This window comes from Oerskovia paurometabola (assembly GCF_016907365.1).
In the GTDB taxonomy this organism is placed as follows: Bacteria; Actinomycetota; Actinomycetes; order Actinomycetales; family Cellulomonadaceae; genus Oerskovia; species Oerskovia paurometabola.
In genome coordinates this window covers 3,737,565-3,754,305 of sequence record NZ_JAFBBV010000001.1, presented here as the reverse complement: position 1 = coordinate 3,754,305, position 16,741 = coordinate 3,737,565, and the positions used below count along the sequence as shown (strand labels likewise).

The following is a 16,741-nucleotide window of genomic DNA, read 5'->3' as shown; positions in this document are numbered from 1 at the left end:
GATGGGTACATCCCTCCACCGGCAGGTACGTGCCGGACGATCCGTTGTGTAGTGACGTGCCGCGCTTTCACGTGGTGCGTGTCTGCTGTGACACAGAAGAAGTCGAACCTCCAGGGCTTCCGGTCTCCCGGGGACCCGGTGGTCCGACGTCATCGTTGCTCGGCATCCTACCCCCGGTTCCTGAGTCCTCCGTCACACCCAGGTCACGTCCTGGTCACGGTCCTCGGGCGCCGGGGGAGGCGGATGCTCAGACGTCCAGCAGGTCGGCGAGCGTCGTCAGGACGGCCGCGGCCTCGGCGGGGTCGGCGACGCGGTACGCGGCGAGGGTCTCGCCCTCTCCCACCTTGACGCCCACGTCGGCCGGGCCGAGCACCGCGAAGGCTCGTTCGTCGGTCACGTCGTCGCCCAGGTAGAGCACCGCCGGGGAACCGAGCCGCTCGCGCAGCGCGTCGAGCGCGATGCCCTTGGAGGTGCTCGTGACCGCCATCTCGACGACGTTCTTCCCGGCCATGACGTGCGCGCCCAGTCGTTCGCCGAGCTCGACCGCCGCGGCCGTCGCGGCCTGGGCCGCGTCGGCGGGGGACAGCCGGGTGTGGAGCACCGCGGCCGAGGGCTTGTGCTCGACCCAGGCGCCCTCGACGGGGGACGCGATCTCCTCGAGGCCGGCGGTGACGTGGGCCAGGAGCTCGCTCTGCGCGTCGTCGAGGGTCACGGGGATGAGGCGGACCCGGGCCGCGGTGCCGTCGGCGCGCACGCGGCGCTCGTCGTCGGCCCCGTCGCGGAGCGGTGCGAGCACCTCGCCCGTCTCCGCGCCGTGGCTGCCGACGAGCAGCGCACCGGGCGGCGGCGAGGCGAGGTGCGCGAGGTCCTCGATCCGCCGTCCCGACACGAGCGCGACGCGCACCCGGTCGGGTCCGCACGCCGCGAGCCGGGCGAGCGCGAGGGCGGAGCCCGGGGTGGGACGGGACGCGAGGGGGTCGTCCCCGAGCGGGGCGAGGACCCCGTCGAAGTCGCTCGCCACGAGGACGGGGCCGGGCCGTGCGCCCGTGCGCGCCGTCCCGGCCGCGCTCGCGAAGGCCGCGAGGGCCGCGGTGAGGTCGGCGGCCCCGCCGGTCGTGGTGTGCTCGGTGCCCGACGGCGTCACGCGCCCTCCCCCTCGACGGGCACCTCGTCCGCGGCGCGGGACGGGGCGTGGGTGCGCGGCGTGTCGCGCGAGGGCATGGCCTGGAGCACGCCGAGGAACGACTCGGACCACTTCGAGACGTCGTCGGCCAGGACACGGCGACGCAGGCGGCGCATGCGCTTGCGCTGCTCGCGCACGTCCATGTTCGCGGCCGCGACGATGATGTCCTTCATGCCGTCGATGTCGTGGGGGTTGACGAGCAGGGCTCCGCCCGCGAGCTCGTCGGCGGCCCCGGTGAACTCGGAGAGGACCAGGACGCCGCGGTCGTCGGAGCGGGCCGCGATGTACTCCTTGGCGACGAGGTTCATGCCGTCGCGCAGCGACGTGACGAGCATGACGTCTGCTGCGAGGTAGAGCGCGGCCATCTCCTCGGGCGGGTAGGAGTGGTGCAGGTAGTGGATCGCGGCGTGACCGATCTCGGCGTACTCGCCGTTGATGCGGCCCACGAGGCCCTCGACCTGCTCGCGCAGCTCCTGGTACGCGCCGACGTTCTCGCGGCTCGGGCTCGCGACCTGGACGAGCGTGACGTGCTCGACGTCGATGCGCCCGTCCTGCAGGATCTCGCCGTAGGCCTTGATGCGGTGGCGGATGCCCTTGGTGTAGTCGAGGCGGTCGACGCCCAGCATCATGCACTCGGGGTCGCCCAGGTCGGCGCGGATCTCGCGCGAGCGGGCCTGGACCTCGGGGGTCCGGGCGAGCTCGTCGAAGGTCCGGGAGTCGATCGAGATGGGGAACGCGGCGGCGCGCACGTTGCGCGACGGGCGGTCCTCGGCACCGGGCACGGTCACGATGGGGCCGCGGGTCGTGTAGCCCGTGAGGCGCCGCACGGCGCGGATGAAGTTCGACGCGTCCCCGGCCCGCTGGAAGCCGATGAGGTCGGCGCCCAGGAGGCCGTCGATCACCTGGCGCCGCCACGGGAGCTGCTGGAAGAGCTCGAGCGGGGGGAAGGGGATGTGGTTGAAGAAGCCGATCTTCAGGTCGGGACGCTGTTCGCGCAGCATGCGCGGCACGAGCTGGAGCTGGTAGTCGTGGACCCAGACGGTCGCGCCCTGCTCGGCCTGCGCGGCGGCGGCGTCGGCGAAGCGCTGGTTGACGCGGCGGTACGCGTCCCACCACTGCCGGTGGAACGCCGGGGGCGCGATGACGTCGTGGTAGAGCGGCCAGAGCGTGTCGTTGGAGAAGCCCTCGTAGTAGCGCTCGATCTCGGTCGCGGACAGCGTCACGGGTACCAGGCGCATGTCGTCGGCGTCGAAGGGGTCGACCTCGAGGTCAGGGGCGCCCGACCAGCCGACCCAGGCACCGTCCGACTTCTGCATGACGGGTTCCAGCGCGGTGACGAGCCCCCCGGGGGAGCGCTTCCAGTCGACGTGGCCCTCGTCGTCGACCGTGAAGTCGACGGGAAGCCGGTTGGACACCACGACGAGGTCGTAGCCGTCTTTGCCAGTCAATGGAGATCTCCTTGGTATTCGGTTGAACTTTGGTGAAACTCCACCCAGGTTATCGGTGTCGCGTCCTGCTTGCTCCCGGGAGCGCAGGGCACGGCCTCGATTTGTCGATACCTTGACACCATGGAGGAGGCCAGCAGCAGACCAGCCGACCCGGCGCGGAGCAACGGGGCCGCGCGGCGTGGGGGGCTGCCCACGGGCAGCGAGGTCGGCGGCTACCGCATCCTCGCCCGCCTCGGTGCCGGTGCCATGGGAGCCGTCTACGAGGCCGAGGACGGCGGCGGAAACCTCGTCGCGATCAAGTTCCTGCACGCACACCTCGACGTCGACGCGCAGGGGCGCGAGCGCCTTCGCCGCGAGGCCGTCGCGCTCCAACGGCTGCGGCACCCCGCGGTCGCGCAGATCCTCGACGTCGAGCTCGACGGCTCCGAGGCCTTCATCGTGACCGAGCTCGTCGACGGCCCGAACCTCGAGGAGGAGATCGCGACGGGCGGCCCGCTCGACGCACGCGACCTCTTCGAGCTCGCGGACCAGCTCGCCGAGGCGCTCGAGGCGGTCCACGCGGCCGGGGTCGTCCACCGCGACCTCAAGCCCAGCAACGTCCTGGTGACCCAGAACGGCCCGGTCCTCATCGACTTCGGCATCGCGCACGGGCTCGACGAGGCGCGCGCCACGTCGACCGGTCTCGTCATGGGCACGCCCGGGTACCTGGCCCCCGAGCTGCTCGAGGGTGCGGCGCCGAGCGCCAACAGCGACTGGTGGGGCTGGGCCGCGCTGCTCGCGTTCGCCGCGACCGGGCGGCCGCCGTTCGGCATGCGCCCCGTCGAGGCCGTGCTCGCCCGGGCCCGGACAGGGGAGGCGGACCTCGACGGCCTGGGCCCCCGCACGGCCGAGGCGCTCGCGGCGGCGCTGCGGGCGGACCCGGCGACCCGCCTCGGCCCCTCGGAGGTCGCGGCGGTCCTGCACCGCGCGGCGCAGGGCGGCGACGGCCCGACGGCGTCGCTCGCCACGGGCGCGACGGCGGTCGTCCCGCAGCAGTTCGGCGGAGGCGGGACAGCCCGTGGTGGGGGCGGCGCGGCCGGTGGTGCGGCGCTCGCCGGTGCCGCCGCCGTGGCGGCCGTCGGCGGGACGCTCGCGGCGGCCGAGCGGGCTGCCGCCGTGGGGCCCGCGGGCGCTGCTGCCTCGAACGGGGCCGGCGGCGCGGCCGGGGCCGCGGCGACTGTCGTCCTGCCCGCCTCGGCCGGTGACGTCCAGCCGACGAGCGTCGTCCCGACCGTCCGCTCGGCCGTGCCCGTGCCGCGGCCGACCCCGCCTGCGCCGTCGATCCCGCCCCTCGCCGCGACCCAGGTCATCGCGAACGACGGCCGGACCTTCGCGGTGCCCACCGTGCCACCGGCACCACCCGTACCTCCTGCCGCGAAGCCCGCTGGCCTGCAGCCGACCGCGGTGCAGCCCGCCGTCCAGCAGCCCACCCTGCGGCAGCCTGCCGTACCTGTAGCGCCGCCCGGGGCGTACCCGCCGGCGCAGGGCCCGTACCCTCCGCCGACCCAGAACCCGTACGCGCCGCAGCCCGCGCCGCCCGCGAACGCTCCGCCGTCGGGCGGGAAGAAGGGGCGCGGCGCGCAGGCGGCCGAGCGCGAGGGCGGGGACCCGCTCGACGCGTTCGGCCGCCCCCTCGGCGTGATCTCCGCCCCCGGCTACGCGCGCCCCGCCCACCGCCGCCGGGCCGGGACCGTGGCTGCGCTCGGGCTGCCGCTCGTGCTGCTCGCGGGGTCGCACCCGGGCCTCGCGTTCGTGCTGCTCGCGCTGGTCGTGGTCGTGCTGCGCGTCGTCGGCGTGGGCGCGGACTCGCTCCACGGCCGCCGCGAGCGCAAGGGCGTGCAGCGCGGCGACGGGGCACGCACCGCGATCGCCGCGCCCTGGTACGCGCTGCGCGCCGTCGTGGGCGCGGTGCCGTCCCTGCTCGTGGCGCTGTGCGGGGGAGTGCTGCTCGTCGTGGGCTCGTGGTGGCTGCTCGCGCCGGGGATGCTCGTCCTCGCGCCCCAGCAGACGGTCGAGGCCCGCTCGGTCGGCGGTGCCAACGAGTCCTGGGTCTTCACCGTCGTGCTGTGCGCCGCGATGGCGGTCACGGTGCTGCTCGCCTGGTTCGGGCCGCTGTCCGGCCTCACCCGGTACGGGGCGCGCACCACGCTCGCGCACGTCGCGCCCGGTCGCGTCGGGGCGATCTTCCTGGTGCTCGCCGGGCTCGTGCTCGCGGCGATCGTGCTCTTCTCGCTCGGCGACGGCACGCCGATCGACTGGGCGCCCTTCCCCGGTCCGCCGCCGAGCCTGTGAGTCCACGTGCCTCACCGGAAACTCTCAGACAGCGCGGGTACCCTGACCCCGTGACCAGGACGTCCGCCCCGGGAGCGCCGACCGGCGCGACCTCCGGGACAGCCCCGAACGAGGCCGCGACCGCGGCCCGCTCGCGCGTGCGCACGGACGGCCCCGAGCGTCTGCTGACGCGGTCGCTGACCGCCGCGACCTCGCTCGTCGTCGCCGGCTTCCTCCTGGTCGTCGGGACCCTGACGCTCCTCGCGGACCGTGGTTTCAGCCTCGTCCACCAGTGCGTGCCCGCTCCGGGCGGCTGGGGCGTCGCGGGCGTGCACCTGGCCCTCCTGCGGGAGACCGCCGACTGCCCCGCCGGGACCGCCGCGCTCGGGGGAGACCCCGCCCGCGTCGTCACCGTCGTCGGCGTGCTCGCGCTGCCCGTGCTGCTCGCCCACCTCGCGCTGCTGCTCGCCGGGTGCGGGCTGGCCGCCGTGGCCCTGCGCGTGCGTGACCGCCTCACCGCGGTCCTGAGCCCGCGCCGCGCGGTCGCCCTGCTGCGGGCGCCGCTCGCACCCGTCGCCTTCTCCTGCCGGCAGGTCGTGCGGTCCGCGACCAAGGTGCTGCCCCATCTCGCGCTCGCCGCGGTGCGCTCGCTGCGCGGGCCACCTGCCGCGCTCGCGGCCGCCTGACGACTCGATCCCGACTCGTCGCCGCCACGCGACCCGGTGCCCCGCACCCTGGGCTCGCGTGGCACGGACCGCTACCCTCGCGACCAGTGCGGCCCTGAGCGGGACCGCGCCACCACACGACTCCAAGGACTCCCATGTCGAACGAACCCCGTCAGACCAAGGCCGACCGCCGCGACGCGGCCCGTGCCGAAGCCCTCGCGCTGCGCGAGGCGCAGGCCAAGCGCGACAAGCGCAACCGTGCGATCACCATCGGCGCCCTCGTCGGTGGCCTGGCCGTGCTCATCGGCGCCTTCCTCTGGGTCTTCATCCCCGCGATGAACCAGAAGGACGCCCAGAAGACCGAGCCGCTCACGGGCGTCACGGCGCCCGCCGCGGCCAACGACACGGGCGGCATCCCGGTCGGTACGGACGGCGTCGCGGGGACCAGCACCGAGGGTGCCGTCGAGCTCGGCGTGTACTTCGACTACATGTGCCCCATCTGCGGTGACTTCGAGTCCGTCAACGCCGCCTCGATCGACGAGATGCGCACGGCCGGGGACATCACCCTGGTGCAGCACCCGGTCGCGATCCTCGACCGCTTCTCGTCCGGCAGCCAGTTCTCGACGCGCTCCGCCTCCGCGGCCGCGTACGTCGCCGAGCACGCCCCGGAGCAGTTCAACGCGTTCAACGAGGCGATGTTCGCCAACCAGCCCGAGGAAAACACGGCCGGCCTGACCGACGCGCAGATCGCCGAGATCGCCACGACCGCAGGCGTCCCGGCCGACGTGGCGGACAAGATCGCCGCGGGCGACGCGACCAAGGAGTTCGGCAAGTGGGCCGAGGGGGCGACCAACCTCGCCACGCAGAACCCCGACCTCGCCAACCCGCAGACCGGTGGCTTCGGCACGCCGACCATCACGATCAACGGGGAGCGCTGGGACGGCAACTGGACCGACCCGGCCGAGCTCAAGAAGGCCGTCGAGGCAGCCAAGGGCTGACCCGCCCGGTCGGCGTCCGTCCCAGGTGAGGGACGGACGCCGACCGCCTGCTCGCCGCGCGTCCACCGCGCGCGCAGCACCCGGTAGGCTGTTCGCGCACCTCACGGTGCCGCTGCCCTCGGGTGGCGTGCCGCCTTAGCTCAGCTGGTAGAGCACTCGCCTTGTAAGCGAAAGGTCGTCGGTTCGAACCCGACAGGCGGCTCCGGTCCCACCACGAAGGCCGGCGTCGCGCAGCACGAGCTGCGCGACGCCGGCCTTCGTCGTCCGGGGACGTCGGCGGCCCGAGCCCGCAGGCCGGGCGCCGCGCTGTCCTGTCGGGCTGCCTACTGCGACTGCACCGGCGTCAGCACGGGGGCCTTGGGCTCGCGCAGGTCGCCCGACGAGTGGCCCCGCAGGCGCCGCGTCGCCCACGGGTACACGTGCACGCGCACCCACTCGGCGTTCTGCCGGGCACGGTCGAGGAGCGGGACGGGCGGCAGGGGAGACAACGGGTCGTCCCACGCGACGTCGTCGGGCGCCTGGCCCAGGCCCACGAGCGCGGCCTGCGCGACGCGCCGGTGCCCGTCAGGCGTGAGGTGGATCCGGTCGTCGGACCACATGCGCCAGTCGTGCAGCGACGCCATGCCCCACAGGTCCAGGACGTGGGCGCCGTGGCGGCGCGCGATCGACCAGATGTGGGCGTTGAACACGCCCACCCGTCCGCGCGTGAGGCCCACGAGGGGCGAGCCCGACGTGTCGAAGCCCGTGCCCAGCAGGACGTCGATGCCCTCGGCGCGCAGGCGTCCGACGGCGTGGTCCAGGTTGCGGGCCAGGCGGTCGATGTCGGCGGCGGGGCGCAGGATGTCGTTGCCCCCGCCGATGAGGCTCACCAGGTCGGGCTTGAGCGCGAGTGCGGCCGGTACCTGCTCCGAGAGGATCGAGCGCAGGAGCCGGCCGCGGATCGCGAGGTTGGCGTACTCGAGCGGGGCGTGGCCTGCGGCGCTGCGTCGCGTCGACAGGTGCCCTGCGAGGAGGTCGGCCCAGCCGCGCTGGCGGTCCGGGTCGTTCGGGTAGGGGTCCCAGAGACCTTCCGTGAACGAGTCGCCGATCGCGACGTAGCTGGCCCAGCGGGGCGCGTTGTCTCTGTCCGGGTGCGAGGTGGTCACCGTTCCATTGTGTGACACGGGCCGCGCTGCGTCCCGGGGATTCCCGACGGCGCAACGCGGCCGGTCCGACGACGTAGCGCTGCCGTGGCCCGGCGGGGTGCGTCAGGCCGTCGGCAGCGTCCAGTCGACGGGCGCCGACCCCTGGGCCACGAGCAGCTCGTTGACGCGCGAGAAGGGCCGCGACCCGAAGAACCCGCGCCGCGCGGACAGCGGGCTGGGGTGCGCGCTCTCGACGACCGGGGTGTCGCCCAGGAGGGGCTTGAGCGTCGCGGCGTCGCGGCCCCAGAGGATCGCGACGAGCGGCTGGTCGCGGGCCACGAGGGCGCGGATCGCGGCCTCGGTGACGACCTCCCAGCCCTTGCGGCGGTGCGAGCCGGTGTCGCCCGCGCCGACCGTCAGGACCCTGTTGAGCAGCATGACGCCCTGGTCGCTCCACGCGGACAGGTCGCCGTGCACGGGCGTGGGGGTGCCGAGGTCGGTCGCCATCTCGGCGTAGATGTTCTGGAGCGAGCGTGGGACCGGTCGCACGTGCGGTTGGACCGAGAAGGACAGTCCCATGGCGTGCCCGGGCGTCGGGTACGGGTCCTGGCCCACGATCAGGACGCGCACGTCGGCGAGCGGTCGCTGGAAGGCGCGCAGGATGTCCGACGGCGCCGGCTCGTACGGGCGTCCGGCCGCCGCTTCCGCGCGCAGGAAGTCGCCCACGGCCCGGAGCTGGGGCTCGACGGGGGCGAGCGCCTCGGCCCAGTCGGGGGCCATGATCTCGGCGAGCGGACGGTGGGGGGCGCCGGCACCGGCCGCGCCGAGCGGCGGGCCGGCCGGGTCGGCCTGGTCGGCCTGGTCAGAGGTGACGGACGGGGCCTGCTCGAGGGACCCCGAGGACGGTGGCGTCGCGAAGCTGTTCACGCGGCGAGGGTACGCGAGCGGGTGAATGACACGGGTGTCGTTCGCGCGTAGGCTGGTGCGGTCCAGGTATCCGCTCCGTGAGCGGGTCGCGTCCCGACGAGTGAGGATCCCGCCCATGAGCGAAGCGTTCGCCGCGACCGAGCACCTCGTCGCGCCCGCCGAGGCGGACGACGCGCCGGCCACGGACTCGGGGCTCTCGGCCCGCGACCAGGAGATCCTGGCCTTCGAGCGGCAGTGGTGGAAGTACGCCGGGGCCAAGGAGCAGGCGGTCCGTGAGCTCTTCGACATGACCGCGACGCGCTACTACCAGGCGCTCAACTCCCTGATCGACTCGCCGGCGGCCCTCGCGCACGACCCGATGCTCGTCAAGCGGCTGCGTCGGATGCGGTCCACCCGGCAGCGCGCACGCTCCGCACGTCGCCTCGGCGACATTTAGTCGCTGGGCCAAGTCGGGCTAACCTGTCGCCGTGAGCAAGAGCGATTACCCCTACGCGCCTGACGAGTTCGACGTCCCCGCGCCCGAGGGCGCGCCCGTGGGGGTCTATCGCGCTCCACGCAGCGGCTGGAGCAAGACCTGGCCCTTCCTCCTCGTCGCGGTGATCTTCGCTGGTCTCGCGGTCGGCGGGGTCGCTGCCATCTCCGGTGGGTTCAGCCAGAAGCCTTCGGCCGAGGCGGAGCAGCCCGCCGCGCAGCCCCCGGCCGACGACGCGGGTGCCGAGGAGCCTCCGACGGACGACGGAGCGGCCGAGGAGCCTCCGGCGGACGGCGAGGGTGCCGAGGAGCCCCCCACCACGGAGGAGACGCCGGCACCTCCCGCCACGGACGTCACGGCCCTGCTCGCGGCCGCGGACAAGGGCGCGTACGTCCGCGTCCTGAACGACGACGGTCCCGAGGGCGAGTCCCGCGTCGGCAAGGACGCGCTCCAGGCGAAGGGTTTCACCAAGGTCGAGTTCGCGCCCTACCCCGGTGACTCCGGGCTCGCGGCCAACACCGTCTGGTACACCGCGAACCGCAAGGAGACGGCGACGGCCGTCGCCGCGGTCCTCGGCATCCCCGCGGAGCAGATGACCCAGACGCAGGTGCGCGAGGGCGACGTGGTCGTGGTCGTGAAGACGGCGCTCACGCCCGCTCCCTGATCAGCCGCTCCAGGTCCTTCACGCTCGGCGGTCTGCTTTCCTCGTGTGACCCGGGCCACTAGGCTCGGTCTCGTCCCGGGGCACGACGTGTCTCGACGTCAGCACCGCACGAGGAGACGCAGATGGCACAGGGCACCGTCAAGTGGTTCAACGCCGAGAAGGGCTTCGGGTTCATCACGCCGGACTCGGGCGGGCAGGACCTCTTCGTCCACTACAGCTCGATCCAGAGCGACGGCTACCGCTCGCTCGACGAGGGTCAGCAGGTCGAGTACGAGCAGGGGCAGGGTCAGAAGGGCCCCCAGGCCGAGCAGGTGCGCGCGCTCTGAGTGCCGTGACCCCCGCCCGGCACCTGACCGAGGTGGACGTCGTCGTCGTGGGTTCGGGTCCCAACGGGCTCGCGGCGGCCGTGACGTGCGCCCGGGCCGGACTGTCCGTGCGCGTCCTGGAGGCGCAGCCCACGGTCGGCGGGGGCTCCCGCACGCTGGACCTCGGGCTGGCCGAGGGCATGGTCCACGACATCTGCTCGGCCGTGCACCCCATGGCGTGGGCGTCGCCGTTCTTCCGGGCGTTCGACCTGCCGTCGCGTGGCGTCGAGCTGCTCGTCCCGGAGGTCTCGTACGCCCAGCCGCTGCCGGGCGGCCGCGCGGGGATCGCCTACCGCGACCTCGACCGGACGGTCGACGGCCTGGGGCCCGACGGCGCCGCGTGGCGCTCGCTCCTCGGCTCGCTGTCCCGGAACCCCGGGCACGCGGTCGCGACGGCGCTCGGTGACAAGCGCAGCGTCCCCGCGGGCCTCGTTCCTCGTGGGATCCCGACCGCGGCGCGTTTCGGCCTCGGGGTCCTCGAGCAGGGCACGGGGCTGTGGGACCGGCGCTTCGTGGGCGACGTCGCACCGGCGCTCCTCACGGGGGTCGCCGCGCACGGGATCGCCCCCGTGCCGTCGCTCGCCTCGGCCGGGGTCGCGATGCTCCTCGCCTCGCTCGCGCACTCCGAGGGCGGCTGGCCGATCCCGCGCGGTGGTTCGGGAGCGATCGTGACCGCGCTCGTCGCGGACCTCGAGGCGCACGGTGGCCAGGTCGTGACCGACCACCCGGTCCGCTCGGAGTCGGACCTCCCGCCCGCGCGCGCGATCATCTTCGACACGACACCGCGCACGGTCGTCGAGGTCTTCGGGTCCCGCCTGACCGGCCGGGCCGCGCGCGCGCTCACGGCGTTCCCGTACGGCAACGCGGCGGCCAAGGTCGACTTCGTCCTGCGCGGCCCCGTGCCGTGGAAGCACGCCGACGTCGGACGGGCGGGCACCGTCCACGTCGGCGGCACGCGCGCCGAGATGGCCGCGGCAGAGGGCGCTGTCGCCGAGGGCAGGCACGCCGAGCGTCCCATGGTGCTCGTGAGCGACCCCAGCGTCGTCGACCCGTCGCGCAGGGCGGGAGACCTCCGCCCCCTGTGGGCCTACGCGCACGTCCCCGCCGGCTCGACCCTCGACGTCACCGAGGCGATCACCGCACAGATCGAGCGCTTCGCACCCGGCTTCCGCGACGTCGTCGTGACCTCGCGCTGCGTACCCGCAGCGCGCATGAGCGAGCACAACGCCAACTACGTGGGCGGGGACATCGCGGCGGGGGCCGTCAACCTGTGGAGGGTGATCGCCCGCCCGACGGCACGGCTCGACCCGTACGCGACCGGCCTCGACGGGGTCTACCTGTGCTCGGCCTCCACACCACCGGGACCGGGGGTGCACGGGCTCGGCGGCTGGTACGCGGCCCAGCGCGTGCTGCGGCGAGAGTTCGACGTGCCGCACCTGCCTCGCCTGGCTCCCTGAGGCTCCGGACTCAGGGCAGCGTCGCTGCTGCGGCGCGCTGGTCCTCGAGCTCGACCAGGGTCAGCACCACGAGCGCCGAGCTCCACGTGAGCGGGGCGACCGCCGCGGGCGAGCCGTCCGCGAGGACCTTCTCCGGGATCGCACCCGAGGCCGTCCGGTGGGTGGCGAGCCAGTCGAGCCAGCTCTCGGCGGCCTCGACCTCCCCGGTCGAGGCCCCGGCCAGCGCGAAGAGGGCCGTCTGGGGCGTCCACGAGATGCCGTCGGTGCGCCAGCCCGCCCCCGGTGCGACCCCGCCCGCGGGCCGGAGCATGGACATGACCGACGACCGCCACGCGTCCTGCGCCCCGGCAAGGGCCGTGGGCTGGAAGGGCGGCAGGGTGAACGTCGTCGCCGCGTCCTGCGGACCTCCCGACGCGTGGCGCGGGTATCCCTGGGGCCCGAACCGTTCCTCGACCGCCGTCCGCAGGCGGGCGGCGGCACGAGCGGCGTCGGCGGCCGGTGCCCACTGCTCGCCGTCGGCGTAGATCGAGCGAGCGGCCTCAAGGCCGGCGAGCAGGGGGGCCGCGGTGCCGAGCGTCAGCTCGGTCGGGTGGACCTCCCAGTAGTCGCTCGACGGCGGAGGGAGCGCCGTGTCCTCGTCGAGGACGCCCAGGACGTAGTCCGTCGACGCGTCGACGAGAGGTGCGAGCCGAACGCGCGCCGCCGCACGGTCCTGGGGGTCCTCGATCGCGTCGACCACGGTCCAGGCGGACCACAGGGCCCACCCGTTGCCGTCGGACTGGCTGCCGCGGTCGTCGGGCACGCCCGCGGCGTCGGGCCGGTAGCGCGCCTGGAACGACCCGTCGGCCTCCTGGACCGAGCGCAGGAAGTCGAGCACCCGCAGGGCGTCGTCGACGTGCCCGGTCCGCGCGTAGGCGGCCGCCGTGAAGGACGCGTCCCGCGGCCACACGAAGCGCCACCTCGGGGAGGGGGCGGCGAGCGAGGCGCCGTTCTCGAGCGTGAGGGCGTGCAGGTCGAGCAGCGCGTCCTGGCCGAGGGCCGCGAACCGGGTGCCTTCCCCGGGGACGTCGCCCGCGGCGAGCCACGCGCGCGAGGCCTCCGCGGCGCGGGTCGCGGCCTCGGCGTCCCGGAGCTGGTCCGTCGCGAGCGGAGGGCCGGCGATCACGGTCAGCCGGTCGACCTCGCCGTCGCGGGGGTCGAGACCGCCTGCGAGCCACCCAGGGTCGAGAGCGGCAGGGTCGAGGACCCTGCTGCCGTCGAGGTAGGTGGCCGCCATCCCGTCCGGGAGGCGCAGCAGCGAACCGTCCCCGGCCGTCGCGACACCGTCCTGGTAGAGGTCGACGTGCACGTCGGTCGGGCGGTGAGGCGGGGTCGCGCCCGCGGTCACGAGCACCACGACAGGGGCGATCGCTGCACCCAGCACCGCCAGTCGCCACCGCGTCGTCGCGAACCTCACAGTGCGCATCCTAGGACGAGCCGGACGCTCGTCGTTCCGCTACGGGCGATAGGGGGTGCCTGGTCTTGCACTCGCACCGGCCGAGTGCCAATAATGGCGTTAGCACTCTCGTCATGAGAGTGACAGTTTTCTCTGGTCGTCAGGTGAGGCCCGCGAGTCGGCGTGACATGAACGTCGGCGTGCGCGAGCCGTCCGTCGCGGGCGCCGACCGACCGTCACACGCCACCAGCGGAGGATCAATCCCCATGGCAAAGATCATCGCCTTCAACGAGGAGGCTCGTCGCGGGATGGAGCGCGGGCTCAACGTCCTCGCCGACACCGTGAAGGTCACGCTCGGCCCCAAGGGCCGCAACGTCGTCCTCGACAAGAAGTGGGGCGCGCCCACCATCACCAACGATGGTGTGAGCATCGCCAAGGAGATCGAGCTCGACGACCCGTACGAGAAGATCGGTGCGGAGCTCGTCAAGGAGGTCGCCAAGAAGACCGACGACGTCGCGGGTGACGGCACCACCACCGCGACCGTGCTCGCCCAGGCGCTCGTGCGCGAGGGCCTGCGCAACGTCGCGGCCGGGTCCAACCCGATCGCCCTCAAGCGCGGCATCGAGAAGGCTGTCGAGGCCGTGACGGCCCAGCTGCTCGTCGCCGCCAAGGACATCGAGACCAAGGAAGAGATCGCCGCCACGGCCGCGATCTCGGCCGGTGACCCCGCGATCGGCGAGCTCATCGCCGAGGCCCTCGACAAGGTGGGCAAGGAAGGCGTCATCACCGTCGAGGAGTCGAACACGTTCGGCCTCGAGCTCGAGCTCACCGAGGGCATGCGCTTCGACAAGGGCTTCCTGGCCCGCTACTTCGAGACCGACCCCGAGCGTCAGGAAGCGGTCCTCGAGGACCCGTACGTCCTGATCGTCGAGTCGAAGATCTCGAACGTCAAGGACCTGCTGCCGCTGCTCGACCAGGTCATGAAGGCCGGCCGCAGCCTCCTCATCATCGCCGAGGACGTCGAGGGCGAGGCCCTGGCCACCCTCGTGCTGAACAAGATCCGTGGCACCTTCAAGTCCGTCGCCGTCAAGGCTCCGGGCTTCGGCGACCGCCGCAAGGCCATGCTGCAGGACATCGCGATCCTGACCGGTGGCCAGGTCATCTCCGAGACGGTCGGCCTCAAGCTGGAGACCGCGACCCTCGACCTGCTCGGCCAGGCTCGCAAGGTCGTCGTCACCAAGGACGAGACCACGATCGTCGAGGGTGCCGGCGACGCCGACCTCATCGCGGGTCGCGTGAACCAGATCCGTTCCGAGATCGAGAAGTCGGACTCCGACTACGACCGCGAGAAGCTCCAGGAGCGCCTCGCCAAGCTCGCCGGCGGTGTCGCTGTCATCAAGGCCGGCGCCGCGACCGAGGTGGAGCTCAAGGAGCGCAAGCACCGCATCGAGGACGCCGTCCGCAACGCGAAGGCTGCCGTCGAGGAGGGCATCGTCGCCGGTGGTGGCGTGGCCCTCATCCAGGCCGGCGCCGTCGCGTTCGAGACCGCTGCGATCACCGACCTGGTCGGCGACGAGGCGACCGGCGCGCAGATCGTGCGTGCCGCGATCGACGCTCCGCTCAAGCAGATCGCGATCAACGCCGGTCTCGAGGGTGGCGTCGTGGCCGAGAAGGTCCGCAACCTCCCCTCGGGCCACGGCCTGAACGCCGCGACCGGCGTCTACGAGGACCTGCTCGCCGCAGGCGTCAACGACCCGGTCAAGGTCACGCGCTCCGCGCTGCAGAACGCTGCGTCCATCGCAGCGCTCTTCCTGACGACCGAGGCCGTCGTCGCGGACAAGCCGGAGAAGAACCAGCCGATGCCGGGTGGCGACGGCGGCATGGGCGGCATGGACTTCTGATCCGTCCGCTCACGCGGCCGGGCTCCTAGGAGCCCGCGCAGCTGACACGAAGGGCCGTCCGGCCAGGGAGACCTGGCCGGACGGCCTTTCGGCGTTCTCGGGGGGACGTCCACGTCAACCCGTGAACGAGATGGCAGATTGTCGGCATCTGTCCGTTCCGTGGACGGGTCTTCCCAGGCGGGTGAAGTCTGTGCTTAGGTCTACCTCAGTGAGGAAAGGTTTACCTAACCCACTCAACTAACCTGCTCGATACGCCCGGCTCTGGGGGGACCATGGGACTGCCGACGATCGCCGCCTACGACGGCCCGGCACCGCACGAGTACCCGAGCAACCGTGTGGCGTGGCAGGTCGACCCTGCCCGCGCGGTGCTCCTCGTGCACGACATGCAGCAGTACTTCGTGAACGCGTTCGACCCGGCGTCGCCCGTCCTGCGGGACGCCGTCCGCAACATCTCGCGCCTCGCCACGACGGCGCGCGAGCTCGGCGTACCGGTCGTCCTGACCGCCCAGCCGCCCGCGCAGCGCCCCGCCGACCGCGGCCTGCTCACCGACTTCTGGGGACCCGGCATCCCGGACGACGGCTCGGCCCTCGTGATCGACGAGCTCGCCCCGCAGCCGGGGGACGCCGTGCTGACCAAGTGGCGCTACGACGCGTTCGTCCGCACGGGCCTGCGCGACCTCCTGCGCGAGCAGGGGCGCGACCAGCTCGTCGTGACGGGCGTCTACGCCCACATCGGCTGCCTCGTCACGGCGTGCGACGCGTTCATGCACGACGTCCAGCCCTTCCTCGTCGGTGACGCCGTCGCGGACTTCTCGCTCGCCCACCACCGCCAGGCCCTCGCCTGGGCGGCGGACCGGTGCGCCGTCGTCGGGACGACGGACGACGTGCTGACCCACCTCGGGGCGCGCGTCCCCGCGGCGGCGGGGGCATGAGCGCTCGCGTCGCCCTCGTGACCGGCGCCGCGGGCGGCATCGGGACCGCGGTCGTGCAGGCGCTGGCGGCACAGGGGTACGTGGTCGTCGCGGGAGACCTCGACGGCACGGTCCCGACGGCGCCGCTCGGGAAGGCAGCGGCGGCCGGTCACGTCGTCCCGGTGCGCCTCGACGTGACCGACGAGGCGGACGTCGTGCGCCTCGTCGCCCGGGTCGAGGCCGAGATCGGTCCGCTCGAGGTGCTCGTGAACGCCGCGGGCGTCCTGAGTCCCGGTGTCGTGACCGAGTCCTCGCTCGCGGACTGGGAGCGCATGCTCGCGGTCAACGCGACGGGCGTCTACCTCGTCTCTCGCGAGGTCGCGCGATGTCTGTCCTCCCGTCGGCGGGGCGCGATCGTCACGGTCGCGTCGAACGCCGCGGGCGTCCCGCGCGTCGGGATGGCGGCGTACGCGGCCTCGAAGGCCGCGGCGTCGAGCCTGACCCGGTCGCTCGGTCTCGAGCTCGCGCCCTACGGGGTGCGCTGCAACGTGGTCTCGCCGGGCTCGACCCGCACGCCCATGCTCGCGGCGCTCGCCGGGTCGGGAGGCCCGGACGACCTGCGGGTCCTCGACGAGTCGGCCGAGGCGCGGGTCGTGGCCGGGGTGCCGGAGGACTTCCGGCTCGGCATCCCGCTGGGCCGCCTCGCCGAGGCCCGCGACGTGGCCGACGCGGTCGCCTTCCTCGCCTCCGACGCGGCCCGGCACATCACGGTGCACGAGCTCGTGGTCGACGGCGGCGCCACGCTCCGCTGACGGCGGGCACCCCCACCCTCCCCCCGCACGACCTCTCGCCCGTCCTCCTGCGGACGACCGCGCAGGCTC

General features: G+C 73.7%; 15 protein-coding genes and 1 tRNA gene. 11 read left to right on the top strand and 5 right to left on the bottom strand.

Annotated features, from left to right (window positions below):
• Window positions 1–247: 247 nt before the first annotated feature.
• Window positions 248–1,144, bottom strand: coding sequence for a trehalose-phosphatase (gene otsB / locus JOD48_RS16705; protein WP_204809850.1), 897 nt, complete (start codon window positions 1,142–1,144; stop codon window positions 248–250).
• Window positions 1,141–2,631, bottom strand: coding sequence for an alpha,alpha-trehalose-phosphate synthase (UDP-forming) (gene otsA, locus JOD48_RS16700; protein WP_225226723.1), 1,491 nt, complete (start codon window positions 2,629–2,631; stop codon window positions 1,141–1,143). Before otsA ends, otsB begins: the two co-directional genes overlap by 4 nt.
• Before the next feature lie 120 nt (window positions 2,632–2,751).
• Here otsA and JOD48_RS19710 point away from each other — a divergent pair, with 120 nt between their 5' ends.
• The 4 genes from JOD48_RS19710 (at window position 2,752) to JOD48_RS16680 (ending at window position 6,806) form a co-directional block, all read left to right on the top strand.
• Window positions 2,752–4,962 carry a serine/threonine-protein kinase gene (locus tag JOD48_RS19710; RefSeq protein WP_239527464.1) on the top strand — a complete coding sequence of 737 codons (2,211 nt, stop codon included), beginning with the start codon at window positions 2,752–2,754 and terminating at the stop codon, window positions 4,960–4,962.
• A gap of 50 nt (window positions 4,963–5,012) precedes the next feature.
• Window positions 5,013–5,627 carry a hypothetical protein gene (locus JOD48_RS16690; RefSeq protein ID WP_204809849.1) on the top strand — a complete coding sequence of 205 codons (615 nt, stop codon included), beginning with the start codon at window positions 5,013–5,015 and terminating at the stop codon, window positions 5,625–5,627.
• Between the two features lie 134 nt (window positions 5,628–5,761).
• Complete coding sequence (locus JOD48_RS16685; protein WP_204809848.1) at window positions 5,762–6,604, top strand: DsbA family protein; 843 nt, start codon at window positions 5,762–5,764, stop codon at window positions 6,602–6,604.
• Window positions 6,605–6,733: 129 nt separating this feature from the next.
• Window positions 6,734–6,806: transfer RNA gene (locus JOD48_RS16680), tRNA-Thr, on the top strand.
• Between the two features lie 121 nt (window positions 6,807–6,927).
• Here JOD48_RS16680 and JOD48_RS16675 read toward each other — a convergent pair.
• Window positions 6,928–7,749: an SGNH/GDSL hydrolase family protein gene (locus JOD48_RS16675; RefSeq protein WP_307824216.1), complete on the bottom strand. Its 822-nt coding sequence runs from the start codon at window positions 7,747–7,749 to the stop codon at window positions 6,928–6,930.
• 102 nt (window positions 7,750–7,851) lie between these two features.
• Window positions 7,852–8,508, bottom strand: coding sequence for a uracil-DNA glycosylase (locus tag JOD48_RS16670; RefSeq protein ID WP_225226752.1), 657 nt, complete (start codon window positions 8,506–8,508; stop codon window positions 7,852–7,854).
• Between the two features lie 262 nt (window positions 8,509–8,770).
• Between JOD48_RS16670 and JOD48_RS16665 the strand changes: the two genes are divergently transcribed.
• The 4 genes from JOD48_RS16665 to JOD48_RS16650 all read left to right on the top strand — a co-directional run bounded on the left by JOD48_RS16665 (window position 8,771) and on the right by JOD48_RS16650 (window position 11,613).
• Entirely contained in the window at window positions 8,771–9,091 is a 321-nt protein-coding gene (locus tag JOD48_RS16665) for a DUF3263 domain-containing protein (protein ID WP_191789537.1), read from the top strand.
• Window positions 9,092–9,122: 31 nt separating this feature from the next.
• Window positions 9,123–9,791: a LytR C-terminal domain-containing protein gene (locus JOD48_RS20255; RefSeq protein ID WP_204809846.1), complete on the top strand. Its 669-nt coding sequence runs from the start codon at window positions 9,123–9,125 to the stop codon at window positions 9,789–9,791.
• 122 nt (window positions 9,792–9,913) lie between these two features.
• A complete protein-coding gene (locus JOD48_RS16655; RefSeq protein WP_191789535.1) occupies window positions 9,914–10,117 on the top strand; it encodes a cold-shock protein in 204 nt (67 codons plus the stop codon).
• A 5-nt stretch (window positions 10,118–10,122) separates the two neighbouring features.
• Window positions 10,123–11,613 carry a phytoene desaturase family protein gene (locus JOD48_RS16650; protein ID WP_307824214.1) on the top strand — a complete coding sequence of 497 codons (1,491 nt, stop codon included), beginning with the start codon at window positions 10,123–10,125 and terminating at the stop codon, window positions 11,611–11,613.
• A 10-nt stretch (window positions 11,614–11,623) separates the two neighbouring features.
• Here the strand turns inward: JOD48_RS16650 and JOD48_RS16645 are convergent, their stop codons facing one another.
• Window positions 11,624–13,078 carry a glycoside hydrolase family 15 protein gene (locus tag JOD48_RS16645; protein WP_204809845.1) on the bottom strand — a complete coding sequence of 485 codons (1,455 nt, stop codon included), beginning with the start codon at window positions 13,076–13,078 and terminating at the stop codon, window positions 11,624–11,626.
• 236 nt (window positions 13,079–13,314) lie between these two features.
• Between JOD48_RS16645 and groL the strand changes: the two genes are divergently transcribed.
• The 3 genes from groL to JOD48_RS16630 all read left to right on the top strand — a co-directional run bounded on the left by groL (window position 13,315) and on the right by JOD48_RS16630 (window position 16,672).
• A complete protein-coding gene (groL, locus tag JOD48_RS16640) occupies window positions 13,315–14,949 on the top strand; it encodes a chaperonin GroEL (protein ID WP_056645303.1) in 1,635 nt (544 codons plus the stop codon).
• A 272-nt stretch (window positions 14,950–15,221) separates the two neighbouring features.
• Window positions 15,222–15,881, top strand: coding sequence for an isochorismatase family protein (locus tag JOD48_RS16635; protein WP_204809844.1), 660 nt, complete (start codon window positions 15,222–15,224; stop codon window positions 15,879–15,881).
• A complete protein-coding gene (locus tag JOD48_RS16630) occupies window positions 15,878–16,672 on the top strand; it encodes a 2,3-dihydro-2,3-dihydroxybenzoate dehydrogenase (RefSeq protein WP_204809843.1) in 795 nt (264 codons plus the stop codon). Before JOD48_RS16635 ends, JOD48_RS16630 begins: the two co-directional genes overlap by 4 nt.
• Window positions 16,673–16,741 lie beyond the last annotated feature (69 nt).